Here is a 23,579-nt window from a genome sequence, read left to right as displayed (position 1 = left end):
GTGCCGGAGAGAGCGTAGTCTTTTGTTCCGCGGGACTGACAGTCTAGTATGCCCGTCGAGACAGACACAGAGCTCAGACAGATCCTGACACTCGATCCCATCGCCGTCATCGGCTGTTCGACCACAGCAGGGAAACCGGCACACGACGTGCCGAAGTACATGATCGACCACGGCTACGAGATCATCCCGGTCAACCCCTTTGCCGACGAGATATTCGGCCGCGAGGCGTACGACTCGATCACGGACGTTCCGGAACGTGTGCCGCTGGTCGACGTGTTTCGTCCGAGCGACGAGATTCCCGAGATCGTCGACGAGGTGCTCGAACGCGACGGCGTCGAGGCGCTCTGGATGCAACTGGGAATCAGTCACGACGAGGCGGCGACGCGGGCAGAGTCTGCGGGGCTTCGGGTCGTTCAGGACCGCTGTATCAAAGTCGAGCATCAACGACTCATCGAGTAGCGCCGTTCGTGACGACCAGAAGCGATACCTCCAGTCGACCTCGCCGGACGGGAAATTCCTGCGTGGGGTTGTACGGCACCAGGTCCGGGCGGGCAGTCAACAGGACGAGTCGCTTCCAGTCGGTTTTCGATAGCGTCTCGAAGAATGCGCTGTAGAGCGCGTGCAGTCCCTCGCTCGCCGTTCGAATTCCGAACGGCAGGTCTGAGACGACGATATCGGCGTCGATCGGATCCGTGGTTGCGTCTGCTGCCACGAATGCCGTCTCGTCAGCCACGCCAGCGGCGCGTGCATTCTTGCGTGCGCCAGCGACACACGCTTCGTCGCTGTCGCGGCCCACGATGTCGATGTCCACCGGTCGTTCTGCTGGATCATCTTCGTAGGCGTCGTCCAGAAACACCAGTTCGCTGGCTGCGGGTTCGTGTGTCGGTCTCACAGGTGTATTCCGGTGAGACAGCGCGGCTTCGATCGGGATCGTTCCGCTACCACAGAGCGGGTCGACGAGCCGATCGCCTGGCGCCGGATCGGCCAGTCGAACCATGGCGGCCGCGACTGTCGGGCGCAAGGCGGCGTCGTGTTCGTACTCGCGGTAGGCCCGACGGTGCAGCGAGTGCTGTCCGGTCGCGTCGACGGCAAACACCACGCGCTCGTGCCTGACGAACACCCTGACCAGTACGGTCGGGTCTTCGAGGTCGACCGGTGGTCGGTCACCAGTCTGGGCCCGATACTCCTCGATGAGTGCCGCGCCGACTTCGCGCTCGACGTCGGGGCTCGTAAACTCGTGTTCGCCGTGTCGTTTCGCACGCACCGCGATCGGTTGCTGTGGTTCGATGTACTCCGTGACTGCCAGAGACCGCGCCGTCTCGTAGATCGCAGCGAGCGTTTCACACGCTGTGCGGTGCCACTCGACCAGCACCCGGTGCAGGGTCCGCGCGTGGGTCTGAAGCAGGTGCGCCGCTCGCTCGGGAGCCTCGAACTCGATCACTCCCGGATGGTGTATCGTCGGACTCGCTCCGACGAGTTCGTTCACCTCCTTCCCCGCGATGGCTTCAAGCCCCCGATTCGTCGTCGCGAGAAACCGCACTACTTGTCAGCCGAGGATGGTCGGCTTGTGGCCAGTTTCGCCGGGTCAGGTGTGTTCTCCTCACGCTCCTCCGGCGGGGCCAGTAGACCGGCGTCTTCGAGCACCGCTTCCGTGTCGACCCCCTGCTCGGCCGCGATGGCTTCGAGTATCGCCCGCTGTTGTGCGAGTTCGGCCTCCATCTCGTCGACCTGTGTGCTCGTCGTCGCGAGGTCGTCCTGCATTTGCTGCATCTTCTCCATCATCTCGTTCATCTTCTTGTAGGTTTCCTCGGCGACTTTCGTCGCACGCTGGATCTTCTTTTTCGTGCCTGCGATGTCCATACGCGTGCTATCGACGGGAACCCTTGTGGATGTTTCGGGTTTGACAGGCCGTTCCGAAAGGCCCTTATGAGCCACTCCGCTATCTTGAGATGGACTAGGTCGGGCGGTTAGGCCCCGCTCCTCGTCACGTGTGGCCTCAAGTGAGACCGAACGCCGGGTGCGTCCGCTCAGACGGGCGCGGGCCCCGCAAGTCAACGTCGAAGCCTCGTCCTTCGGGGACGGAGGGTCAGTCGAACGCATCTGCAGGGATGCGGACGGCTGATTAACCGGCGGCACTTCGCCAGGCGCGGAAGCGAGCAGCGAACCGCTGGACATCCGTCGCTCGAAGGGTCGCGGGGTGGAGGAGACAAGCGGGATTACCCGTGTTCGAACGACGGGCAATCCCGGCCCGTCCGTTCCTACATTCTACACCCGGAGCGACAGAACCGACAGTGACGACCGATTTCTCGTCCGGTAGACGGCGCATAAATATATCCTCCCGAGATGACGAGCGACGTATGTCTGCCGAAACACCGGAGTACGTGATCGCTCCGTGGGGGACCGGCAACTGCGAGACGGAAATCGTCACGGTCGAACTCCCCTCTCGAAACCTCGTCGTCCAGCTAGAGACGCCAGCAGACGTGCTCGACAGTATGGCCCGACTCGCACGCGAACACGACATCCCGGTCGAGGAGGCGCTCGCAGAACGACTCGAACTCAACCGCGCCAGAGTGTCTCTTCTGGCCGCACAGTCCGTCGACGACGTGGCACAGGTTCGACGCCATCTCACGGAAGCGCGTGAACTGCTCTCCGGTGTCGAACGGCTCGACACCGACGAGATTCACGCCAATATCGACCGCGTCTGGTACAGTGAACTCGACGCGGAGTGACTGTGAGCGTCTTCTGCATCTCTATGCGGAATCGAATCCACGAGGCTCACCACGAACGAATCTCCACATCGCGTAGCGGCCGCGCCAGTGGCAGTTCGACGCGAGCGCTCGTGTACTCAGAGAGAAACAGTCCGATGAGCGTTTCGAGGGCCTGAACTGCCTCGTCGCCGGGTGAGCGGTTTTCGGTCGCGCCGTCGAGGAGTTTCTGCACGTGCGCTCCGGCCTCGCGCCAGGCGGCTTCCCGGTCGAAGATGTCTGTTGTCTCTATCGGTAGTTCACGGCGGACGTGGTGGCTGTCGTCGAGATCCCAGTAGCGACACTCGTTGTCTGTCTCTTCGACGTCGAGTTTGCCGCCTGTTCCGACAAACGAAAGCGATCCGGTCCAGTACTCCCGTGAGAGCGTACAGTCGAAGGAAAAGACCGTCCCGTCTGCGAGACTGATCGTCCCCGCGCCGCCCGAATCGTCCACGTCGACGGTGATGTCGAGGCTCTCGGTCGCCTCCTCTTCACCGGCGAGGACGCCGCCGACGTCGGCCGGTCGAGTGTCGAGCAGAAAGCAGACGATGTCCAGAAAGTGCGTCCCGTTGCGCAGCAGTTCGCGCTTGAAGGTTGCGTTCACGGACTGTACCTCGCCGGTTAGCTCTCGGAGGTCCGAGGCGAGTTCGGCGTAGAACGGGTCGAACCGACGGATGTGATTGACGAGCAACTCGACGTTCTCGGCATCACACATCGCCACAGCGTCGTCTGCGTCCGTGACGCGACTCGCGATGGGTTTCTCACACCACACCATGTCTGGGTCGCCGACGTAGACGGTATCCTGAACGTGCTGGGCGTGGAGATGACTCGGCGTGCAGACGGAAACGACAGCCAGATCCTCGGCGTCGAGCATCGCCTCGTGGTCCGTGTATCGCCCCGCCTCTGGGATGTCCCACGTCTCGCCGAACTTCGCGACCCGCTCGGTATCCAGATCCGCGACTGCGACGAGTTCGATGCCCTCCGTCGCGTGATACGCACCTGCGTGTGATGCCACCGGGAGCTCCTCGCTTTCGGTCTTCTGCCCGATGAATCCGCCGCCCGCGGCACCGCCTGCTCCGATGATCCCGGCACGGTATGTCATGACACCGCTTCGCCGCTCTGCCTCTAAAAGATATGGGGCGACCTGCAGACACTCCTTCACTGCCGTTCAGTCGTGCCGAAAGCACCGCGGGACTCACTGCGTTCGCCCCGCGCGCGTTCGGCACTCCCGTTAGTCGTGCCGAAAGCACCGTCAGCAAACGCGCTGACGAGCTCCAGACACTCCTTCACTGCCGTTCAGTCGTGCCGAAAGCACCGACTCCCGGTGAACACCATCGCCATGTCGTGGTCGTCGGCCGCTTCGATCACCATATCGTCGTTTTTCGACCCGCCGGGCTGGATGACCGCCTCGATGCCCACCTCTGCGGCCTCCCTGATACCGTCAGGGAACGGGAAGAAGGCGTCCGAGGCCATGACCGCGCCGTCGGCGTCCTTCCCTTCTGCGTGTTCGTCGGCTTTCATCGCTGCCAGTCGAACCGCGTCGACCCGGGAAACCTGCCCCATTCCGATACCGACCGTCTCCGTCCCGTCGGCAAACAGGATTGCGTTCGATTTGACGTGCTTGATCGTCTGCCAGGCGAACTGGAGCGATTCGAGTTGGTCCTCCGTAGGTTCGCGCTCGGTGACCACCTCCATGTCCTCGGGCGTCACTGTCTGGAAGTCCCGCTCCTGTACGAGTCGACCTCCGACGAGTGGCTTCTCAGTCAGTCGGTCGGTTCGATCGCCGAGTTCGCCGACGTCAAGCACCCGCAGGTTCTCCTTCTCGAACAGCGTCGCGAGCGCGTCATCGGTGTACCCCGGCGCGACGACGACTTCCTTGAACGAGTCGATGATCTGTGCTGCGGTTTCCTCGTCGCACTCCCGGTTCAGGGCTACGATGCCACCGAACGCGCTCATCGGGTCCGTCGAGAGCGCACGCTCGTAGGCTTCCGCGAGCGTCCCCGCAGTCGCACACCCTGCCGGATTCGTGTGCTTGATCACCGCCGCCGCCGGTTCGTCGAACTCCTTGATGAGACTCAGAGCACCGTCGGCGTCGTTGTAGTTGTTGTACGACAGCGCCTTCGCGCCCTCGTTGCGTTGTGTCGCGTGTACCACGCTCGCCTCGCTGACGGTGTTGTCGACGTACAGCGCGGCGTCCTGATGAGGGTTTTCCCCGTATCGCAACTCTGTCCCGCGGTCGCCGCTGACGAGTCGTCTGGCAGGGAACTGGCCGCCGTCGTCGCCGTCGACGTGTACCGCCTCGGCGTCGTGGTCGACGGTCACCTGTCCCTTTGCGAACCACTCGACTGCGCGCGGATAGGCCCGGAACTCGGCCTGATAGAGCACCCGGTCCTGCAGGTCCTCCCGCGAATCGTCCTCGTAGACCGGCACTGGTTCCTGCGTGACGATCGGCCCGGCGTCGATTTCCGACTCGATGACGGTACCGTCCTCGTCAGTGGCGTCGGTCACGACGTGAACCGTACAGCCAGCGACGGACACGTCCGCATCGAGCGCGTCGCCCCACGCGTCCATCCCGGGAAATGCGGGCAACAGCGACGGATGAACGTTCAGCGTCGTCGGCGTCTCGTCGAGGAAGGTATCGGAGAGAATGCGCATGTAGCCGTCGAGACAGACCAGATCGAAGTCGTAGCCCTCGAGCGCGTCGAGCACGCGACGCTCGTGGTCCGTGCGTGATTGCCCCTCCGGTCGCTCGACGGTTTCTGTCGGAATCGACCGGTCTGCAGCTTTTTCGAGCACCGGCGCGTCTGCGTCGTTCGTGAGGACGACGGCGAACTCGACGTCACCGGGAACGCGGTCTGCGATGTTCATCAGATTTCGGCCGCGGTTGCTGGCCATACCAGCGAGTTTCATATTCGAGGAAGCGTCCGGCGAGCGCATAGTCGTTGCGACTCGCAGTGCGGTCTAGCGCTCGCGCCCGGTCAGTTCGTCGAGGCGCTCGAAGTACGCCTCCCGCGGCACCTGATAGAGGCCCCGGTAGTCGATTTCCCCGCTCGCAAACCCCGCTGCGAGAGTACAGGCACCATCGACGGCCGCCTCTCGGCTTTCGTACTGGTCTGCGCTGCGGTCAATTTCGGGTTCGAGATATAGCGTCACGTACCACTTCGTTCCCGGCGTTCGCTGTTCGCGGCCGGGACGACGATTTCGCTGACCCTGCGTGATGTAGATGGTCGGCATACAGGCGGCGGGGAACGCCTGCGTGTCGAACACGTCCGGGCGGTAGGCGAGCACGACCTTTCGTTCCTGGTCGCTCCAGACCTCCCAACCGTCGGCGAGTTCGTCCAGTTCCATACCCGTCTCTTCGTGCCCCAACATATCAGACCATCGCCCGGACGCTCCGTGTCGGTATTTAAACCCAGACAGACCCATTCTGGTCAATCTGTATCACTATCGCACCGTGGTGCGGTTCGCTCCACACTTCGATGCAAATACGGGTGAATATTACCTCCCCACAACAACAGTTATATGATTGTAGCACTCGTATAATAAATAGTATCGGGACTCCCTCCGGCTCGTTGACCCGTGACCGGTTGTTGAACTCCGATGCGTGGTATGTATTCACATGTCAGGGACGAACGACACTGACCGCCGCTCGCAGGGCTGGGCTGTTGGGAACGGTGCCGATTCATCGAGGCAGACCCAGAGTCCGGACCAGCCAGCCGATGTGACCGGAACGGAACACAGCATCCCGACCACCGAACGCACGAGTACCAAACGATGAGTGAACACAGAACGACACTGGAATCGATCAGCGAACAGTACAGAGAGACGATACCCGGCGACCTCAGGACGACCCACTCCTTCGAGTGGTATCTCGACGAACTGCACGAACACCCGCGGATCGCTCGCAACGCCCACCAGCGCGTCGCGGACATGTTCGACCACTTCGGGACGACTTACGACGAGGAGGCCGGTATCGTCGAGTACAAGATGGCCTCCAAGGACCCGCTCAACGACGGCGAGAACACCTTCTACGGACAGGTGATCCACGAGGCGATCCACCAGTTCGTCAACAAGGTGAAATCCGGTGCGCGCGGCCTCGGCCCCGAGCGGCGGATCATGCTGTTGCTCGGTCCCGTCGGGTCCGGCAAGTCGGACTTCGACTCGCAGGTGCGGTCCTACTTCGAGGCCTACACCGCCCGCGACGAGGGGCGGATGTACACCTTCCGGTGGACCAACCTCTGTGACGTGATCGCTGACCAGGACCCCGCCGACGACGTGGTGCGCTCGCCGATGAATCAGGACCCAATCGTTCTGTTGCCGCTCGAACAGCGCCGGTCGATCATCGAGTCGATCAACGAACAGCTCGACGCCCCCTACTCGATCCGCAACGAGCAGGAACTCGACCCGGCCAGCGAGTTCTACATGGACCGGCTGCTGGCGTACTACGACGACGACCTGGAGGCCGTCCTCGACAACCACGTCGAAATCGTTCGACTGGTCGCTGACGAGAACAAGCGCCGCGCCATCGAAACCTTCGAACCGAAAGACAAGAAAAATCAGGACGAGACCGAACTGACCGGCGACGTCAACTACTCGAAGATCGCAATCTACGGCGAGTCCGATCCGCGTGCGTTCGATTACTCCGGAGCCTTCTGTAACGCGAATCGCGGGCTGTTCTCGGGCGAGGAACTGCTGAAACTCCAGCGAGAGTTTCTCTACGACTTCCTGCACGCCACTCAGGAGCAGACGATAAAGCCAAAGAGCAACCCCCGGATGGACATCGACCAGGTCATCGTCGGCCGGACGAACATGCCCGAGTACCGCGAGAAAAAGGGCGACGAGAAGATGGAGGCCTTCAACGACCGCACCAAGCGCATCGACTTCCCCTACGTGCTCTCCTACGAGGACGAGGCCGAAATCTACTGGAAGATGCTTCGCAACGCAGACCTGCCCGACATTCACGTCGAGCCACACACGCTGGAGATGGCCGGTCTCTTCGGCGTGCTCACCCGGATCGAGGAACCCGACGCCGGGAAGGTCGACCTCATCCAGAAGGCCAAAGCCTACAACGGCGAGACCGACGAGGCCGAGGACATCGACGTGCGGAAACTCCGCGAGGAGGCCGAGGACAAGACCGATCTGGGCGAGGGGATGGACGGCGTCTCACCTCGCTTCATCGGTGACGAAATCGCCGAGGCGATCATGGACTCGATGCACCGGCAGCGCTCCTTCCTCTCACCGCTGACGACCTTCACCCACCTCGAACGGAACCTCGAAAACCACGGCTCCATCTCTGCGGAGATGTTCGAGACCTACTACCGCTATCTCGAACTCGTCCGCGAGGAGTACAAGGAACGCGCTATCGAGGACGTGCGTCACGCACTCGCCTACGACATCGACGAGATCCAGCGTCAGGGCGAGAAGTACATGGACCACGTGATGGCCTACATCGACGACGACACCGTCGAGGACGAGATCACCGGCCGCGAACAGGAACCCGACGAGCAGTTCCTCCGCGGCGTCGAGGAGAAACTCGACCTACCAGAGGACCGCAAGGACGACTTCCGGCAGGAGGTCGCAAACTGGGTTTCCCGGCGCGCCCGCGAGGGCGAACCGTTCGACCCGCAGGACAACGACCGCCTGCGTCGCGCGCTCGAACGAAAGCTCTGGGAGGACAAGAAACACAACATCAACTTCTCGGCACTCGTCTCGAGCGGCGACATGGACGACCAGCAGCGCAACGAGTGGATCGATGCGCTCATCGAACAGGGCTACTCCGAAGCGGGCGCGAAGGAGGTGCTCGAATTCGCCGGTGCAGAGGTCGCAAAAAGCGAGATGGAGAGCTGACCGGAGACCATGACAGACAACGAGTTCATCGAGGCCGCTGATACCGCGCTCGAAGCCACCTACGAGGAGCCGATGAGCCTCGATGCGTACGTCGAGATGTTACTCGACCAGCCGCAGTTGGCCGCGCACGCCCCGAAGTACCTGCTCGATGCCATCGAGCACGCCGGAACGCGAACGGTCCTCGAAGAGGGCGAGGAGACCGAGCGCTACCGATTCTTCGACGACCCGTGGAACGATGGGGAACACGCCATCCTCGGCAACACCGCGGTGTTGAACAGTTTCGTCGACGACCTGCGCTCGATTGCGGCCGGGCGGGGCAAAGCCGAGAAGATTCTCTGGCTCGACGGCCCGACGGCAACCGGAAAATCGGAGCTGAAACGCTGTCTCGTCAACGGGCTTCGCGAGTACTCGAAGACCGACGAGGGGCGGCGATACACGCTGGAGTGGAACGTCGCAGGCGTCGGGAACGAACCGGGCATGACTTACGGCGACCGACCCACCGCCGACGAGGACGACTGGTACGAGAGCCCGGTCCAGACACACCCGTTGACGGTGTTTCCACGGTCGGTTCGGACAGAGTTACTCGCCCGGATGAACGAGCGACTGGACGACCACATCCCCGTTCGCGTCGAGGGAGACCTCGACCCGTTCTGTCGCGAGGCCTACGACCTGCTGGAAACGGAGTACCGACGCGATGGTGTCGAGGACCTCTTTTCGGCCATCACCGACGAACACCACCTTCGGGTGAAAAACTACGTCGTCGACGTCGGGGATGGCATCGGAATCCTGCACTCCGAGGACGAGGGGTCACCCAAGGAGCGTCTCGTCGGCACGTGGATGGCCGGAATGTTGCGCGAACTCGACTCACGGGGTCGGAAGAACCCACAGGCGTTCTCCTACGATGGCGTCCTCTCGCAGGGCAACGGGCTGGTAACCATCGTCGAAGACGCCGGACAGCACGCCGACCTGCTCCAGAAATTGCTCAACGTCCCCGACGAGGGCCGGGTAAAACTCGACAAGGGGATCGGGATGGACGTCGACACCCAGTTGATCATCATCTCGAACCCGGATCTGGAAGCGCAACTCGACCAGCACGCAAGCAAGCAGGGACAGGACCCGCTGAAGGCGCTCAAGCGCCGCCTCGACAGACACGAGTTCACGTACCTGACGAACCTCTCGCTGGAGGCCGAACTGCTCCGCCGCGAGTTGACCGACCAGACCGAAGTCTGGGACGTGAACACGTGGGACCAACTCGAAACGCGGATCCGCGAACCCGTCGTCATCACCGTCAGCGCTGGCGACGAGGTGGTCGAACGGGAACTCGCACCCCACACAGTCGAGGCCGCAGCGCTGTACGCCGTCGTCTCCCGACTGGTTGAATCGGATCTGCCCGAGGACCTCGACCTGGTCGAGAAGGCGCTGCTGTTCGACCGTGGCTATCTCCACGACGGGGACGAACGCGTCGGCATCGAGTCGTTCGACTTCGACGACAGTGCACACGACGGCGCGACTGGGATCCCGGTCACCTACACCCGCGACGTCATCGCAGACCAACTCTACGAGGAGACCGACAGGTTCCACGAGGACCTCGACGTCGACCGAGTGATCATGCCGCGGGACGTCCTCGACGCGATGGCAGAACATCTCATCGACGCGCCAGTGTTCTCGGCGAGCGAGGCGACCGAGTTCGAAGAGCGCGTCGTCCCAGTGAAGGAGTACATCTTCGAGCGACAGGAGACGGACGTCCTCGACGCGATGATGCGGGAAAAGCGGGTCGACGAGGAGACTGTCGAGGAGTACCTCGAACACGTCTATGCGTGGGCCGAGGGCGAGCAACTCGAAAACGACCGCGGCGAACTGGTCGACCCCGACCCGCTGACGATGAAGGTCTTCGAGATCGAACATCTCGGACGGTTCGACGAGTCCGAATACGACGGCAGCAGACCGAACGAGGACGTTCGGGCCTTCCGAACGGAGAAGATCATCACTGCGCTCAACCGACACGCGTGGCGACACCGCGACGAGGAGTTCCGCGTCTCCGACGTCGACCCGAGAGAGATCCCCGTCATCCGCTCCGTGCTCGGGACACACGACTGGGCAGACATCGAGCGCACGTTCGAGGAGTTCGACCCGCGACAGTGGGCTGACCCGCCGAAAAACACCCAGACCGCCCGGATCAAAGCGGAGACGATCCGCAATCTGCAGGAGATGTACGGCTACAGCGAGGCCGCCGCTGAGTTGACCAGCCGTCACGTCATGGACCAGGTGAGTTACAAATGGGGCTGAGAGACGACCTCGAACGCTACCGGGAAGTCGGCGAGTCCAGACGACAGGACCTTGCCGAGTTCATCCAGTACGGTGATCTGGGACAGAGCAGACCAGACTCGGTGCGGATCCCGATCAAGATAATCGACCTGCCCGAGTTCGCCTACGACCAGCGCGATATGGGCGGGGTCGGACAGGGCGACGGCGGGACGCCACAACCCGGCGACCCGGTCGGTGAACCGCAGGACGGCGACGACGACGGCGACGAGGGCGAACCAGGCGAAGAAGGTGGCGAACACGAGTACTACGAGATGGACCCCGAGGAGTTCGCCGAGGAACTCGACGAGCGACTGGGGCTGGACCTGGAGCCGAAAGGCAAGCAGGTCGTCGAGGAGACGGAAGGCGATTTCACCGACATCACGCGAACTGGCCCCACCAGCACGCTCGACTTCGAGCGCCTGTTCAAGCAGGGCCTCAAGCGGAAACTGGCGATGGATTTCGACCGGGAGTACGTGCGTGCGGCGCTCCAGATAGACGGCTGGGGGCCACAGCGAACCTTCGAGTGGGCGCGGAGCGAACACTCGATCCCCGTTTCGCGTGCCTGGATCGACGAGCAGTACGACGAACTCTCGGAGGACGACCGGGCGGTCTATGCGGACCTCGACGAGATGGAAGCCAGCGTCGAGCGAACGCCCCCTGCCCAGCGTATCCGACAGGAAGGGATCGACCAGATCCCGTTCCGCCGGGAGGACGAGCGCTACCGCTACCCCGAGATCATCGAGGAGCGCGAGAAGAACGTCGTCGTGGTGAACATCCGAGACGTCTCGGGGAGCATGCGCGAGAACAAGCGGGAACTCGTCGAGCGGACGTTCACGCCGCTCGACTGGTATCTGCAGGGCAAGTACGACAACGCCGAGTTCGTCTACATCGCCCACGACGCAGAGGCGTGGGAGGTCGACCGGACGGAGTTTTTCGGCATCCGCTCGGGCGGCGGAACGCGCATCTCCAGCGCGTACGAACTCGCGCAGGAGCGCCTCGACGAGGAGTACCCCTGGAGCGACTGGAACCGCTACGTCTTCGCCGCGGGTGACTCAGAGAACTCCTCGAACGACACCGCGGAGAACGTCATCCCGCTGATGGAGTCGATCGACGCGAACCTCCACGCCTACGTCGAGACACAGCCCTCCGGCAACGCGATCAACGCGACCCACGCCGACGAGGTTGAAACCGAACTCGGTGACCGGGACGACGTTGCGGTGGCCTACGTCACCTCGCCGGAGGATGTGACCGACGCCATCTACGAGATCCTGAGCACCGAATCAACGGAGACAGAGCGATAATGACAGACAACGACTCACCCGAGACCGACAGCAGATACACGCCGATCGATACGGACCGCAGTGGTTCGGACGGCGCGTCGCGTGCTGGCGAGCGCGCCGACGTCACGGAGCGCTGGGACGTCGACGAGTCAATTCGGATGCAACGCGAAGCAGAGCGACTCGAAGAGGCCGTCCGCGAGGCGTCGAATCTGGCCAACCGACTCGGACTCGACCCCTACCCGGTCAACTACTGGATCGTCGACTACGACGAGATGAACGAGCTAATCGCCTACGGCGGCTTCCAGGAGCGATACCCCCACTGGCGTTGGGGGATGCAGTACGACCGCCAGCAAAAGCAGGGGCAGTTCCTCGGCGGCAAGGCCTTCGAGATCGTGAACAACGACAACCCCGCACACGCGTTCCTGCAGGTGTCAAACAGCCTCGCCGACCAGAAGGCGGTGATCACCCACGTCGAGGCCCACGCGGACTTTTTCAACAACAACGAGTGGTTTGGCCTGTTCAGCGACAACCCAGACGCCGCCCTGTTGCTCGCTCGCCACGCGGACACCATCCGCGACTACATGCACGACCCCGAGATCGACCGGGCCGAGGTCGAGCAGTGGATCGACCACATCCTCTGTCTGGAGGACAACATCGACCAGCACGCGGTGTACAACCCGGTCGAGAGCGACAAGACTGACCTCGATATCGACATCGACGACCTGGAAGACCAGCTTTCGGGGCTTGACATCTCGACGGAGGTCAGAGACCACGTGTTCGACCAGGAGTGGCTCGACGCACAGTCCGAGTCGGAAGAACGCGGAACCGTTCCCGCAGAACCGGAGCCGGACCTGCTCGGCTTTCTCAGAGCACACGGCATGCAGTACGACGACGAGGCCGACAAGGCCGTCGAGATGACCGAGTGGCAAGGGGAGATTCTGGAGATTCTCCGCCGGGAGGCCTATTATTTCGCTGCCCAGAAGATGACGAAGATCATGAACGAGGGCTGGGCCTCCTACTACGAGTCGCTAATGATGGGCGAGGAAGGATTTGCGGGTGCCGACGAGTTTCTCACCTACGCCGACCACATGTCGAAGGTGCTCGGGTCGGGCGGCGTGAACCCCTACAGCCTCGGTCTCCAGTTGTGGCAACACGTCGAGAACACCGCCAACCGACGGCACGTCGTCGAGCAGTTGCTCCGGGTCGAGGGTATCACGTGGCGGAACTTCCACGAGACGGTCGATTTCGGTCACGTGCTCGACCTGCTCGAACCCGATCCGCTCGTCGATTCGGTCGACCCAGACGGTCTCGATTCGGTCCCCGAGGACGACCCCCGCATCGACGCCGAGTCGCTCGCGGCGGCGCGCGAGGGAGCGTTCGACCTCACAAAATACCCCTGGAAGCTGTTCACCTACGAGGGTCTCGCAGAGCGGCATTACTCGCTCGTCAAGCCGCAAAACCGCGGCTATCTCGGCCGCATCTCGACCGAACAGACCGAGCGCATCTCCCGTTACCTGTTCGACCGGTCACGATACGACAGCGTCGAGGCCGCAATCGACGACATCGAGTACACCATCGGCTGGGACCGCATGCTCGAAGTTCGGGAGAGCCACAACGACGTGACCTTCCTCGACGAGTTTCTCACGCAGGAGTTCGTCGACGAGCACGACTACTTCACCTACGAGTACATGCACACCACCGAGGACTATCGGGCGACTTCGACGGATTACGAGGACGTGAAAAAGAAGCTCATGCTCCGGTTCACCAACTTCGGAAAGCCCACTATCGTGGTGGCCGACGCGAACTACCAGAACCGGAACGAACTCCTGCTGGAACATCAGTACAACGGCGTCGCACTCGACATCCCGCAGGCGAAAGCGACGCTCGAACGAGTCTTCGAACTCTGGGGTCGTCCGGTCGCACTCAGAACTATCGTCGCGGAATACGACGACCACGATATCGAGGTGGCGCGACGGCGCGACCGCGAACCCGAACCGACAGAGAAGGGCCGGGAAATCCGCTACGACGGCGAGAAGTTCGACGAGACGGAACTCGACTGGGAGACGGTCGAACACCTCGCGGCAACCGACGTCGATTACGACACCAAACCCGACGAGTGGCTCGCCTGAGGCACGGATTTTCTATACCGTCACTCGTTACTAACTGATATGGAAGAGCTAACTGTCTCGACGGAGTCGAAGCTGACAGTCGTCGATATTACGGACGCTGTCGAGCGTGCCCTCCCCGCGGACACAACGGGCACGGTGACGGTGTTCAGCCAGCATACGACAGCCGCAATCACGGTCAACGAGGCGGAATCGAACCTGCTCGCGGACTTCGAGGACGCGCTCGCGGATCTTATCCCCGACTCGGGGTGGCAACACGACCGACTCGACGGGAACGCGGACTCACACGTCCGGTCGCTGCTGCTCGGCCCCGAGGTGACGATTCCCGTCGAGGACGGGAACCTGCAACTCGGCACGTGGCAGTCGATTCTGCTCGTCGAGTGTGACGGGCCGCGGACGCGCACCGTGGTCGTCGCGCCGCCCTAGGGTCCGGATGGTCGGACGGCACGCAACCTTGATGCGGTTGCGAACGCTACCCCGAATTGTCTGTGACACGGTACGAGACGGTCATCGATGATGGAGTCATCTACGTTGGGTCGGGCGACGGCCGTCTCGAAGTCGGGATGGTCGAAGATACTGTCGACGCCGTCGGCGGGCCGTCGTGGACCATCACCTACTCGGCGGAGATGACCGAACGCCATCCCGGACTCGACACGTCTGACGAGGGACTCACCGTCGACGTCGTCGACATGATAAACGCGATGACCCATTCCGAGCGGTTCGTCGAGACGCTCGCCGCTCAGCCAAAGGAAGGCACTGACGGGGACATCTCACCGCGACTGGGACTGTTCGTCGGGAAGTTGCTGGAAAATCTCGAAAGCGGCGTGAGCTAATACTGCGGCTGTCCGGACGGACAACGATTCACCACCCGGGGTGGAGAAGTAGTTTCGAGATGGGACAGCCGACAGTATAAGGTGCCGTAATCAGTACGAAAAACCTACATCGACTGCCCTCGGAGTCAGAGATGTGTGGCCGCCCGGACATCTCGCTGCTGCCTATCTGTTCCATCAGCTGTACAGTCGGGAGCTTCGCGGACAGATCTCCCAGAATGGGGCCGTGATCGCGGTGCTCTTTGGCGCACTGCTCCCAGACCTTCTGGATAAACCACTCTCCTGGTACATCGGGGTCCTTCCGACTGGTCGGTCGCTCGGACACTCGCTGGTCTTCGCCGTTCCACTCGTTCTCGTAGTCGCGCTGTACTGTCGACGCCACGACCGCATCGACCTGGCGGCCGGACTCGGAGTTGGGCTGTTCTCACATCAGCTTATGGACCTACTTCCGATCCTGTGGACTGGCAGCGGCTCTGCGAACATGCTTCTGTGGCCGATTCTGCCCGTCGAACCGTATCCCGGAGGGCCGCCCACGATCCTCGGGCTGCTTACGGGACAACTGACCAATCCGTACTTCCTGTTCGAGTTCGTTCTCGTGGCCGTCGCGATGCTGGTCTGGCGGCGGAATACGACTCACACCGGCGATAGGGCAGTATAAGTCATACTGTCGGCTGTAAGTGCGTGCAAATATTCGCCACCGGGGGTGGCGAAGTAGTTTCGAGATGGGACAGCCGACAGTATCAGTCAATTCCGCGAGCAGAAGGGACTCCCATCTACTGCAAAGGATCTGTGCGTTATAAGGGTCTCCGGACAAACTGGTGTGATACTGATGAGTACCGGTACTGGCATCACGATGTCGTCGATGTCGACGTATGCGATTCTCGGGTGCGGGAGTGTTGGCCACGCTGTCGCGGAGGAACTGGTCGCCGAGGGCAACGACGTGTTGATAATCGACCGCGACGAGGGGCGCGTCGAGGCGCTTCGCGACCAGGATCTGAACGCACAGCAGGCCGACATCCGCGACAGGTCCGTCGTCGACGCCATCGACGACCGCGATGTCGTGTTGATCCTCTCGTCGGATACGGACGCGAACGCGGACGTTGTCAGACACATCCGCGACCGGGGGACGAACCAGTACATCGTCGCACGCGCATCCGACCCAGTCTCGGCAGACGAACTCTCTGAAGCAGGCGCAGATGTCGTCATCAACCCCTCTGCCGTCATCGCAGACTCGGCGATGCGCGCGCTCGAAACCGGCGAACTGGAGTACAAGGCCCGGCAACTCGTCGACCTCATCGACGGCACCGAGATGGCGATGGCCATCCGGATCCACCAGAGCCCCGACCCCGACTCGATTGCGAGCGCCGCCGCACTCCAGACCATCGCCCGAAGCCGAGATATCGACGCGGACATTATCTACGAGGGCGATATTGGGCACCAGGAGAACCGCGCCTTCGTCAATCTGCTCGGCATCGAACTCGTCTCCGCCAAGGAGGTCGATCTGGACCAGTACAGCACGGTCGCGCTCGTCGACCACGCGAAGGGTGGCGAACCCGAGTGGCCCGAGGGCACCGATATCATCATCGACCACTACGAGTACGACCACGAACACGACGCCGAGTTCTCCGACATCCGACCCAACGTCTCGGCTACGTCGACCATTCTCACCAAGTACATTCAGGAACTCGACCTCACACTCGAACAGGAGGTCGCGACGGCGCTTTTGTACGGCATTCGGGCTGAGACGCTCGATTTCAAGCGAGACACCACGCCTGCTGACTTGACTGCCGCGGCCTATCTGTATCCCTTCGCTGACCACGACACGCTCGAACAGGTCGAGTCGCCGTCGATGTCCGCCGAGACCCTCGACGTACTCGCCGATGCGATCCAGAACCGCGAAGTCGAGGGCTCACACCTCGTCTCGAACGCCGGGTTCATCCGCGACCGCGACGCGCTCTCGCAGGCCGCCCAGCACCTTCTCAATCTGGAGGGGATCACCACGAGTGCCGTCTTTGCGATTGCGGACGACACGATCTATCTCGCGGCCCGCTCGAAAGACATCCGCATGGACATCGGTCGCGTTCTCGAAGAAGCGTTCGGCGACATCGGCTCCTCAGCGGGGCACTCGACGGACGCGAGCGTCGAGATACCGCTCGGGATCTTTACGGGGATCGAAGTCAGCGAAGACAACCGGGACACGCTGCTCGAACTCACCGAGGAGGCGGTGAAAAAGCGGTTGTTCGAGGCGATGGGCGTCGAAAGCTCAGATGGAACGAACGGGAGCTAGGCGGCTACTTCGTCGTCAGTCTCGCTGTCCTTTGCCTGCTGGATGCGTTCGACGATGTCGTTGACGATGACGACATCCCCCACGGCCTGAACCCACCGATACGGAACGATGACGCCGCGCGACGAGGCGGTCTCTGGGCCGAACAGTTCGCGGTTGAGCTGGTGCAGCGCTAACCCATTGACCTCCTCCGCCTCCAGATCGAGTCGCAGATCTTCGATCTCACCGACGAGAACGCCGTTTTTCGTGTACACTTCTCTCCCGACGAGCGCCGTGATCTCCTGTGGGACTGACTCGTGGTCCATACACGTCACCAGTCGTGGTAGTCCCTTAACTGTTTTCAGGGGCGACGATTGCGCTGGTTATCTGAGACAGCGCTTGCGTGTCTCTCGGATCCGTTCGAGCACGTCCCCGGCAGTCCGAGCGACGGGTGTCGCGGGCCGTATATCCTCGTACAGAAATTCCAGAATCGTGATGTTCTCGTCGGTTCGGAACGCGACAGACTCCTCTCGGACGCGTTGCTGGCGATGCTCGACGATGTCCAGACACTGCTGTTCCAGCGGTTCGAGTTGGCTATCGATCGCACTGAGCGTCGACGACTGGGTCTCCGCGTCGATCCGGTCTTTCAGTGAGAGATACTCCTGTTCGATGGATCTGAGTTCCTCGCTCGCATCCTCGAGTGATTCCGCTTCGGCGTCGAGAATCTGGAGTAAGCGATGACGCCGGTCCCGAGACCCGCGTGCAGCATCGAGTACCGCCTCGCGGGTCCGTCCGGTCAGCGCCTCGCCGCGGATGAGTTGAAATGCGAGCGTCGAACCGAACTCCGCGGTGAGGCTCTCTGCGAGTGAATCGCCGTACTCGTCCTCGTAGTGTGGAACCGCCATGACTGTCTCGCGGTAGGCCGTCGTCAACGCCTCCAGCCGTCCAGCACCGCGCCCCACTGACGGTGAAACCGACCGCACGACTGTCGTCTGTGTCTGTGCATTCGCGGCCGCGTGTACTTCCGAGGGGACATCGGCAAGTCGAACCAGAAATCGGTCGAACGCCTCGATCTCCCGCTGTATGTACGTCCGTTCGGTCTCGACGACCGCTGTTGCCTGTTCGATGTGTGGATATCGTATCGTTCTCATTTGGTAACACGACCAGCTCAACTCTGATCCACTGGTGGACGGCTAATGAGCGCTACTATGAGCCGAATGTATCGCTCGATATCTCTCAATAGCTACTGTTGTAGATCGACCGTCCTGTCGACTGACTGTCCGAGTACCCGATAGAGGTTCTCCCCTATCGCCGAGCGCGTCACGCCGTAGAGACCAGTCACGTCACGTTCACTCGTCTGTCGTGAGAGATGCGTGACCAACCGCACGATGTCCTGATCGTCGACGTACATCGTGAGCGTGGCCAGGTCGTCGAACACGACCCAGTCGCCGGACAGCAACGAATCGAGCGCCTTGACGAACTCGATGCTGAGTCCGGTCAGGTCCCCCGGCGACACCGGATCTGTGTGACACAGCGGGCCGTCGTATGCGTACTCTGACTCAGAAAGCGGGATCAACCCCACGTCCTCGATAGCGATTCCCCGGTTCTCGATGCGACGCTGTACCCGTACCGGGGACGCCGAGGAGATGAGCAGAACCCGCCCGGCTGTGGTCGGTGAACACCGTTCGAGCGGCGACTGCATCGAGTTCACCGACACGAGCACCTGCTTGCCAGGTCTGAACTGCTGTCCGGTCCCCCGTTGCTTGTGCGTCTCACTCTGGCTTGTCATCCTTCCCCATCCCCTGTTTGTGTGTATCTCTGTCTGTTCGGTTCATCGTACACCCCTCACCGCTACCCATGTGGATTTCTGTCCGGTTTCAGTATAAATCTATCGCGTCCCTCTGTGGCCTGTTCCAGTACCCTCCGTTTGAATCCCTGACTTCGTTCAGTTTATTTGATAGTACTGGCGGCGTTCAGATCGTCGCATCTCCTTGTGAGGACTGGCCACCGACCGGCACAAGACTCATCTCGATCCCATGCCATCTCCACGCATGCCATCGACACTCGTCCATCTCGCCCTTGCGGGGATGGTGGCTGCCGCGTTGCTCGGAACTGCCTACGGCTGGAAGGCGCTGCTCGTCGTGTTCGCCGTGACGGCGTTTGCGGATCTGGATTCGTTTATCGCGCTGGTCTGGGACCCCGCCCACCGGGCCGCGCTTCACACGCTCGTGATACCGGTCGGGCTTGGTGTGCTTCTGTGGGTCGACCTGCGAATTCGCGAGCGGTCGTTTGTCCTCGACCGCTGGGGATACTGGGGGCTGCGCGTCGCGTGGGTGAGTCTGCTGTGCTACGCCGTCGTCGCGATTCTGTTCGACATGACCGACGGGTCGGCGAATCTCCTCTGGCCCCTGCACGACCAGTTCTACGCGCTCGATGGCAAGATCGAACTGTCGAACCAGCGCGGAATCGTCCAGACGTTTTTCGAGTCTGACAGCGGCGCTGTGCCAGCCCCCGAACCCGTCGGTTCGACCGACGAGGTTGTCCAGAACACCGGCGTCAACCCGGCCCCCGCGGAGGACGGCGGCGACCCCGAACGAATCTTCCCCGTCATCGGTGCGGCCTGGGAGCTGCTCGTCGTCGTCTGTGGCTCCATCGTCACGCTCGCTCGGTTCCGACTCTCACCGTCGCTCGCCGACGAGGAGTGAACTGGTTACTCGGCTCCGGTCGAGCTATTCGGTTCGCTGTGAATTGCGGTGTTTGCCGTTTCGATGTCTTTCAGCCCGCTTCCGGTGATGACCGCGATGACGTTCGATCCCGGCGCGACCAGCCCGCGCTCGCGGGCGAGCGCAAGTCCTGCTAGCGTCGCTGCACTCGCCGGTTCCGCAAAGACCCCCTCCGCTGATCCGAGTTCGTGCATCCACGTCCGTATCGCCTCGTCATCGACTGCGACGGTCGCTCCGTTGCTCTCCGTGAGTGCCGCACGGACCGCTGCCGTTCGCTGGGGCGTGCTGACGTCGATGCTGTCGGCGCAGGTGTCGGTTACTTCGCCGCTGGCGGAAGCGGCTCCTGACGCGGTGCTGTCGCCGTCCCTCTGTCGCTCGGTGTCCTCGGTCAGCGACTCGTGAATCGGACACGCGCTTCTCGATTGCACGCCCAGAAATCGCGGGGTCTGATCGACCAGTCCCAGCCGTTCGAAGGTTCGCCAGCCCTCGAATGCACCGGCGAGCGTTCCGCCGTTGCCGATGGGGACGACGACCCAGTCCGGGACACGGCTGGTCTGCTCTGCGAGTTCGTACCCGAGCGTTCGCTCGCCCCCCGGGACGTGCGGTGTCGAGCCTGCACTCCTGTCGAGCCACCCCTGCTGTTGCACGCGCGTTTGACAGACCTCGTGGGCCTGTTCGTACTCGCCGTCGACGGTGACCACCTCTGCGCCGTAGATGCGCGATTGCACTCCCTTGGCGCGTGGCAGGCTGCCGGGGACGAAAATCGTGCAGTCTCGTCCGCCGCGGGCAGCGTAGGCCGACACCGACGCCGCCGCGTTCCCCGTGGACGCACAGGCCACGCCGTCGTATCCCTGCTCTCTGGCGTGCGTGACGAGCACGCTGCTTCCCCGGTCCTTTGCCGACCCAGTCGGATTTGCCCCCTCCAGTTTGAGTGAGAGATCGACGTCCAGACGACCGCCGAGTTTGTCCGCATCGACGAGATCCGTCCACCCCTCACCGAGCGTCACCGGCGTCTTTCCCGAAACCGGGAACAGGTCGCGGTATCGCCAGATGTCCCGACGGCCGCGCTCGGCCGGGTCGAACCGCTCACGAATCTGATCGATATCGAAGTCCAACTCCAGCGTGACGGGCGTCTCATGGTCGAAACAGCGCACCGCCGTTCCGGGCTGGACCCGCCGACCACAGCGCGGACAGGACAGTCCGATATCCGAAGTCACGTCACATACAAGCGACCGGGGAGCGGATATATGTCTTCCGGGCCTGTTTCGAGGCTCGGCTGTAAACCGCCCGACGCACGCGAGGGATTACTGCTCGCCCATCGCCTCGCCAGCGACCTTCCGGCCCTGCGCGGTCAGTCCCACGTCTTTGCGCTCGCGAACGACTTCGACGACGTCGAGTTCGATCAGTCGGTCGTAGATTTCCTCGACGCGCTCGACATCGATGCCGACGAACTCCGAGATGGCAAACGGTGAGACGCCCGAGTACAGCGCCATCACGACACGTCGCTCGGTCGCGCTGAGGTCCAGGTCGGCCTGGTTCTGTCGGGCGCCCTCCTCCAGCAAGCGCGCGAGCACCGAGATGTGGTGTTCCCGACCGGAGAGATACGTCTCAACGCTGCGACCCTCGTCGTCGGTGTGTTCGACTTCGAGAACGCTTCGCTCCTCGCCAGCGACCACCTGTTCGTCCTGCTCGAACTCACCGATGTCGTCTCTGTCGATGGTGAACTGCTGTCCGTCTTCGAGCGAGAGTCGAACCGATTCGGTCGTCACCTTGAGTCGGCCGCGCTGCCACTCGGTCCCCTGAACGACTCCCCCGAGCACTGCGGGATGGCGCACGTAGATGACTGCCCGGTCGAGAATTGCCCGGTAGAAGTTCGTCCGAAACGTCTCGTGGTCGGCGGTCGTCACGAGCAACACGTCGTCGCCGACCGAGAGCGTCGAGTACGACCCCATCCCAGCAGCGTTGTCGTTGACGTCGTACCGGTCGCCCATCTGGTCGATGTCGGCGAGGGGCACGACAAGTTTCTCGTCGGTGATCAACGCGATTCGCTCGGTCGTGAGAATGACGCGACACTGCTGCCACTCCGCGTCCTTCAGTTCCTGCCCGTTTTTCACGGCCCGCAGATACTGCCCCTGCGTGTCCTCGATTTTCTGCTCGGAGTCGCTCATGGCAGTCGTGTTGATCGTAAGTGGCTCCCCCAATTAAAAACAGCGGCCCCTATCGACAGTTCGCTGTCGGCAGTGTTCGGGTCCGGCAGGTCGCTCTCATCGCTCGTTCATCTCCTCGCTCGCCATGTTGCGCCCCTGTGCGTTGAGCGTCACCTCCGTCCGCTCACGCACTTTGTCGACCGCACCCACATCGAGGAGGTTCTGATAGATCTCCTCGACTTCGTCGACGGGCAGGCCGACGAAATCTGCCATCTCGAACGGCGAGACGCCCGAGTACAGCGCCATTAGCACCTGACTCTCCTCGTCTGAGAGTTCGTAGTCGTCCTGCCGGTCCTCGATCACGCTCTGGAGCAGGGATTCGAGCGCACGCGAGTGCCACTCGACGCCGGAGAAGTGCGTTTCGACGCTGTGGCCGCTCTCGTCTGTGTGTTCGACCTTCACGACCTGACGGCGGTCGCCCATGACCTGCTGGGATTCGGTCTCGACGGTGCCGACGTTGTCGATTGCGAACTCCACTGTCTGGTCCTCGGGCAAGGCGAGATGAATCTGGTCGTCGTCGAGACGGAATCGCGCCTTCGACCACGTTGCATCGTCCTGCACGACGCCGCCGACAACCGCCCGGGACCGAACGAGAATCACTTCGTCGTGCAGCGCAGCGCGGCAGTACTCCGACTCGAAGTCGTCCACCTGCTGGGCGTCGACGAGAATGACGTGGTCCCCGATCTTGAGTGGCGTCGCAGCGTCGGTGTCGAACGCCGCTGGAACGGCGTCGTCGCCCTCGGGGACGTAGATGTTCGGGTGTGCGATTGCCTGCTTGTTGTCCGACGTGGAGAGAACCAGACGCTCGTTCGTCAGTACGATCCGACACGAGTGCCACGCGGGCGAATCGAGCACCTCGCCGTCCCGAACCGCATAGAGGTAGTCCCCGGCGACGTCGAGCAGTTTCTGTTCGCGTTCGCTCATCGGGCCGTGTTGGTGAACTGTACTGGTGCCAGCGTATATAAGAACTCCCACCTGCCGAACCGAGGAAAAACAATCGTCGATTTGCTGTACATGCTCTATGTTCCGGCGGAATTGCCGCTGCCTCGCCGATGTCCCGCGCATCTAGGAAACTGGTTTTTCCACTCCCAGACGGGACGAAGATTTCGTCGTGTTCGGCGAGATCTGGGCGATGCACTTCGAGGAGGTTTTGCATGAAAAACGACGCCCGCAGCAACGTGTACGGGGTATCAGTCGCCCGGATACGCCGTTCGATCCAGTGGTGGGGAACGAGGACGGTCTTTGCTGCACCGAG

Annotated in this window: 23 protein-coding genes and 1 other RNA gene; 13 read left to right on the top strand and 11 right to left on the bottom strand. The window is 62.2% G+C overall.

Translation table 11 applies throughout. The features are described 5' to 3' along the window. Nucleotides 1–48: 48 nt before the first annotated feature. Nucleotides 49–459 carry a CoA-binding protein gene (locus ACMGFL_RS06745; RefSeq protein WP_436934771.1) on the top strand — a complete coding sequence of 137 codons (411 nt, stop codon included), beginning with the start codon at nt 49–51 and terminating at the stop codon, nt 457–459. On the opposite strand, the gene ACMGFL_RS06740 is transcribed toward ACMGFL_RS06745, so the two are convergent. Further along, nucleotides 449–1,540, bottom strand: coding sequence for a THUMP domain-containing class I SAM-dependent RNA methyltransferase (locus tag ACMGFL_RS06740; RefSeq protein WP_436934770.1), 1,092 nt, complete (start codon nt 1,538–1,540; stop codon nt 449–451). The two genes, ACMGFL_RS06745 and ACMGFL_RS06740, sit on opposite strands and share 11 nt — an antisense overlap. Next, on the bottom strand, nt 1,540–1,860 hold the full coding sequence (locus tag ACMGFL_RS06735) for a DUF5798 family protein (RefSeq protein ID WP_436934769.1): 321 nt from the start codon (nt 1,858–1,860) through the stop codon (nt 1,540–1,542). Before ACMGFL_RS06735 ends, ACMGFL_RS06740 begins: the two co-directional genes overlap by 1 nt. Before the next feature lie 87 nt (nt 1,861–1,947). Between ACMGFL_RS06735 and ffs the strand changes: the two genes are divergently transcribed. Further along, an RNA gene (gene ffs, locus ACMGFL_RS06730) (signal recognition particle sRNA) lies at nt 1,948–2,258 on the top strand. A gap of 99 nt (nt 2,259–2,357) precedes the next feature. Next, the gene (locus ACMGFL_RS06725) at nt 2,358–2,729 is read left to right on the top strand and encodes a hypothetical protein (protein ID WP_436934768.1); all 372 of its coding nucleotides are present in this window, start codon (nt 2,358–2,360) and stop codon (nt 2,727–2,729) included. Between the two features lie 46 nt (nt 2,730–2,775). Here ACMGFL_RS06725 and ACMGFL_RS06720 read toward each other — a convergent pair whose 3' ends face one another. The 3 genes from ACMGFL_RS06720 to ACMGFL_RS06710 form a co-directional block, all read right to left on the bottom strand. Further along, complete coding sequence (locus ACMGFL_RS06720; RefSeq protein WP_436934767.1) at nt 2,776–3,846, bottom strand: Gfo/Idh/MocA family protein; 1,071 nt, start codon at nt 3,844–3,846, stop codon at nt 2,776–2,778. A gap of 194 nt (nt 3,847–4,040) precedes the next feature. After that, nucleotides 4,041–5,654, bottom strand: coding sequence for a bifunctional phosphoribosylaminoimidazolecarboxamide formyltransferase/IMP cyclohydrolase (purH, locus tag ACMGFL_RS06715; RefSeq protein ID WP_436934766.1), 1,614 nt, complete (start codon nt 5,652–5,654; stop codon nt 4,041–4,043). Nucleotides 5,655–5,705: 51 nt separating this feature from the next. After that, nucleotides 5,706–6,092: a DUF5820 family protein gene (locus ACMGFL_RS06710; protein ID WP_436934765.1), complete on the bottom strand. Its 387-nt coding sequence runs from the start codon at nt 6,090–6,092 to the stop codon at nt 5,706–5,708. Between the two features lie 271 nt (nt 6,093–6,363). Here ACMGFL_RS06710 and ACMGFL_RS06705 point away from each other — a divergent pair, with 271 nt between their 5' ends. From ACMGFL_RS06705 to ACMGFL_RS06665, 9 genes are all read left to right on the top strand, one after another. Further along, the gene (locus ACMGFL_RS06705; protein ID WP_436934764.1) at nt 6,364–6,522 is read left to right on the top strand and encodes a hypothetical protein; all 159 of its coding nucleotides are present in this window, start codon (nt 6,364–6,366) and stop codon (nt 6,520–6,522) included. Next, a complete protein-coding gene (locus ACMGFL_RS06700) occupies nt 6,519–8,591 on the top strand; it encodes a PrkA family serine protein kinase (RefSeq protein ID WP_436934763.1) in 2,073 nt (690 codons plus the stop codon). Before ACMGFL_RS06705 ends, ACMGFL_RS06700 begins: the two co-directional genes overlap by 4 nt. 9 nt (nt 8,592–8,600) lie before the next feature. Then, nucleotides 8,601–10,877, top strand: coding sequence for a PrkA family serine protein kinase (locus tag ACMGFL_RS06695; protein WP_436934762.1), 2,277 nt, complete (start codon nt 8,601–8,603; stop codon nt 10,875–10,877). Continuing rightward, entirely contained in the window at nt 10,868–12,196 is a 1,329-nt protein-coding gene (locus ACMGFL_RS06690; RefSeq protein ID WP_436934761.1) for a YeaH/YhbH family protein, read from the top strand. The genes ACMGFL_RS06695 and ACMGFL_RS06690 overlap by 10 nt, the downstream gene beginning before the upstream one ends. A 137-nt stretch (nt 12,197–12,333) precedes the next feature. Then, entirely contained in the window at nt 12,334–14,304 is a 1,971-nt protein-coding gene (locus ACMGFL_RS06685; RefSeq protein ID WP_436936425.1) for a SpoVR family protein, read from the top strand. A 39-nt stretch (nt 14,305–14,343) separates the two neighbouring features. Then, nucleotides 14,344–14,727: a secondary thiamine-phosphate synthase enzyme YjbQ gene (locus ACMGFL_RS06680; RefSeq protein ID WP_436934760.1), complete on the top strand. Its 384-nt coding sequence runs from the start codon at nt 14,344–14,346 to the stop codon at nt 14,725–14,727. A 62-nt stretch (nt 14,728–14,789) separates the two neighbouring features. Next, the gene (locus tag ACMGFL_RS06675; RefSeq protein WP_436934759.1) at nt 14,790–15,134 is read left to right on the top strand and encodes a hypothetical protein; all 345 of its coding nucleotides are present in this window, start codon (nt 14,790–14,792) and stop codon (nt 15,132–15,134) included. A gap of 133 nt (nt 15,135–15,267) precedes the next feature. Beyond that, complete coding sequence (locus tag ACMGFL_RS06670; protein ID WP_436934758.1) at nt 15,268–15,789, top strand: metal-dependent hydrolase; 522 nt, start codon at nt 15,268–15,270, stop codon at nt 15,787–15,789. A 171-nt stretch (nt 15,790–15,960) separates the two neighbouring features. Next, nucleotides 15,961–17,418, top strand: coding sequence for a DHH family phosphoesterase (locus ACMGFL_RS06665; protein ID WP_436934757.1), 1,458 nt, complete (start codon nt 15,961–15,963; stop codon nt 17,416–17,418). Here ACMGFL_RS06665 and ACMGFL_RS06660 read toward each other — a convergent pair. From ACMGFL_RS06660 to ACMGFL_RS06650, 3 genes are all read right to left on the bottom strand, one after another. Then, complete coding sequence (locus tag ACMGFL_RS06660; RefSeq protein WP_436934756.1) at nt 17,415–17,720, bottom strand: PRC-barrel domain-containing protein; 306 nt, start codon at nt 17,718–17,720, stop codon at nt 17,415–17,417. The genes ACMGFL_RS06665 and ACMGFL_RS06660 overlap by 4 nt on opposite strands. 57 nt (nt 17,721–17,777) lie before the next feature. Next, nucleotides 17,778–18,545, bottom strand: a complete 768-nt coding sequence (locus ACMGFL_RS06655; protein ID WP_436934755.1) for a DUF7260 family protein — start codon at nt 18,543–18,545, stop codon at nt 17,778–17,780. A gap of 92 nt (nt 18,546–18,637) precedes the next feature. After that, nucleotides 18,638–19,183 (bottom strand): DUF7504 family protein, encoded by a 546-nt coding sequence (locus tag ACMGFL_RS06650; RefSeq protein ID WP_436934754.1) that lies wholly within the window; start codon nt 19,181–19,183, stop codon nt 18,638–18,640. A 262-nt stretch (nt 19,184–19,445) separates the two neighbouring features. Between ACMGFL_RS06650 and ACMGFL_RS06645 the strand changes: the two genes are divergently transcribed. After that, the gene (locus ACMGFL_RS06645) at nt 19,446–20,099 is read left to right on the top strand and encodes a metal-dependent hydrolase (protein ID WP_436934753.1); all 654 of its coding nucleotides are present in this window, start codon (nt 19,446–19,448) and stop codon (nt 20,097–20,099) included. A 5-nt stretch (nt 20,100–20,104) separates the two neighbouring features. Here ACMGFL_RS06645 and ACMGFL_RS06640 read toward each other — a convergent pair whose 3' ends face one another. The 3 genes from ACMGFL_RS06640 to ACMGFL_RS06630 all read right to left on the bottom strand — a co-directional run bounded on the left by ACMGFL_RS06640 (nt 20,105) and on the right by ACMGFL_RS06630 (nt 23,248). Beyond that, a complete protein-coding gene (locus ACMGFL_RS06640; RefSeq protein WP_436934752.1) occupies nt 20,105–21,334 on the bottom strand; it encodes a threonine synthase in 1,230 nt (409 codons plus the stop codon). Between the two features lie 87 nt (nt 21,335–21,421). Continuing rightward, nucleotides 21,422–22,285 carry a CheF family chemotaxis protein gene (locus ACMGFL_RS06635; protein WP_436934751.1) on the bottom strand — a complete coding sequence of 288 codons (864 nt, stop codon included), beginning with the start codon at nt 22,283–22,285 and terminating at the stop codon, nt 21,422–21,424. Between the two features lie 96 nt (nt 22,286–22,381). Next, entirely contained in the window at nt 22,382–23,248 is an 867-nt protein-coding gene (locus ACMGFL_RS06630) for a CheF family chemotaxis protein (RefSeq protein WP_436934750.1), read from the bottom strand. Nucleotides 23,249–23,579: the final 331 nt, after the last annotated feature.

This window comes from Halovenus marina, assembly GCF_051414115.1.
GTDB lineage: Archaea > Halobacteriota > Halobacteria > Halobacteriales > Haloarculaceae > Halovenus > Halovenus marina.
The sequence above is the reverse complement of the archived record's forward strand: the minus strand, read 5'-3'. Positions and strand labels throughout refer to the sequence as shown.

Bases quoted from the DNA above. Each gene is read 5' to 3' on its own strand.
- ACMGFL_RS06745 (WP_436934771.1), top strand. From the start codon at position 49: ATGCCCGTCGAGACAGACACAGAGCTCAGACAGATCCTGACACTCGAT.
- ACMGFL_RS06735 (WP_436934769.1), bottom strand. From the start codon at position 1,860: ATGGACATCGCAGGCACGAAAAAGAAGATCCAGCGTGCGACGAAAGTC.
- ACMGFL_RS06725 (WP_436934768.1), top strand. From the start codon at position 2,358: ATGTCTGCCGAAACACCGGAGTACGTGATCGCTCCGTGGGGGACCGGC.
- ACMGFL_RS06720 (WP_436934767.1), bottom strand. From the start codon at position 3,846: ATGACATACCGTGCCGGGATCATCGGAGCAGGCGGTGCCGCGGGCGGC.
- purH (WP_436934766.1), bottom strand. From the start codon at position 5,654: ATGAAACTCGCTGGTATGGCCAGCAACCGCGGCCGAAATCTGATGAAC.
- ACMGFL_RS06710 (WP_436934765.1), bottom strand. From the start codon at position 6,092: ATGGAACTGGACGAACTCGCCGACGGTTGGGAGGTCTGGAGCGACCAG.
- ACMGFL_RS06705 (WP_436934764.1), top strand. From the start codon at position 6,364: ATGTCAGGGACGAACGACACTGACCGCCGCTCGCAGGGCTGGGCTGTT.
- ACMGFL_RS06700 (WP_436934763.1), top strand. From the start codon at position 6,519: ATGAGTGAACACAGAACGACACTGGAATCGATCAGCGAACAGTACAGA.
- ACMGFL_RS06695 (WP_436934762.1), top strand. From the start codon at position 8,601: ATGACAGACAACGAGTTCATCGAGGCCGCTGATACCGCGCTCGAAGCC.
- ACMGFL_RS06690 (WP_436934761.1), top strand. From the start codon at position 10,868: ATGGGGCTGAGAGACGACCTCGAACGCTACCGGGAAGTCGGCGAGTCC.
- ACMGFL_RS06685 (WP_436936425.1), top strand. From the start codon at position 12,334: ATGCAACGCGAAGCAGAGCGACTCGAAGAGGCCGTCCGCGAGGCGTCG.
- ACMGFL_RS06680 (WP_436934760.1), top strand. From the start codon at position 14,344: ATGGAAGAGCTAACTGTCTCGACGGAGTCGAAGCTGACAGTCGTCGAT.
- ACMGFL_RS06665 (WP_436934757.1), top strand. From the start codon at position 15,961: ATGAGTACCGGTACTGGCATCACGATGTCGTCGATGTCGACGTATGCG.
- ACMGFL_RS06660 (WP_436934756.1), bottom strand. From the start codon at position 17,720: ATGGACCACGAGTCAGTCCCACAGGAGATCACGGCGCTCGTCGGGAGA.
- ACMGFL_RS06655 (WP_436934755.1), bottom strand. From the start codon at position 18,545: ATGAGAACGATACGATATCCACACATCGAACAGGCAACAGCGGTCGTC.
- ACMGFL_RS06650 (WP_436934754.1), bottom strand. From the start codon at position 19,183: ATGACAAGCCAGAGTGAGACGCACAAGCAACGGGGGACCGGACAGCAG.
- ACMGFL_RS06645 (WP_436934753.1), top strand. From the start codon at position 19,446: ATGCCATCGACACTCGTCCATCTCGCCCTTGCGGGGATGGTGGCTGCC.
- ACMGFL_RS06635 (WP_436934751.1), bottom strand. From the start codon at position 22,285: ATGAGCGACTCCGAGCAGAAAATCGAGGACACGCAGGGGCAGTATCTG.
- ACMGFL_RS06630 (WP_436934750.1), bottom strand. From the start codon at position 23,248: ATGAGCGAACGCGAACAGAAACTGCTCGACGTCGCCGGGGACTACCTC.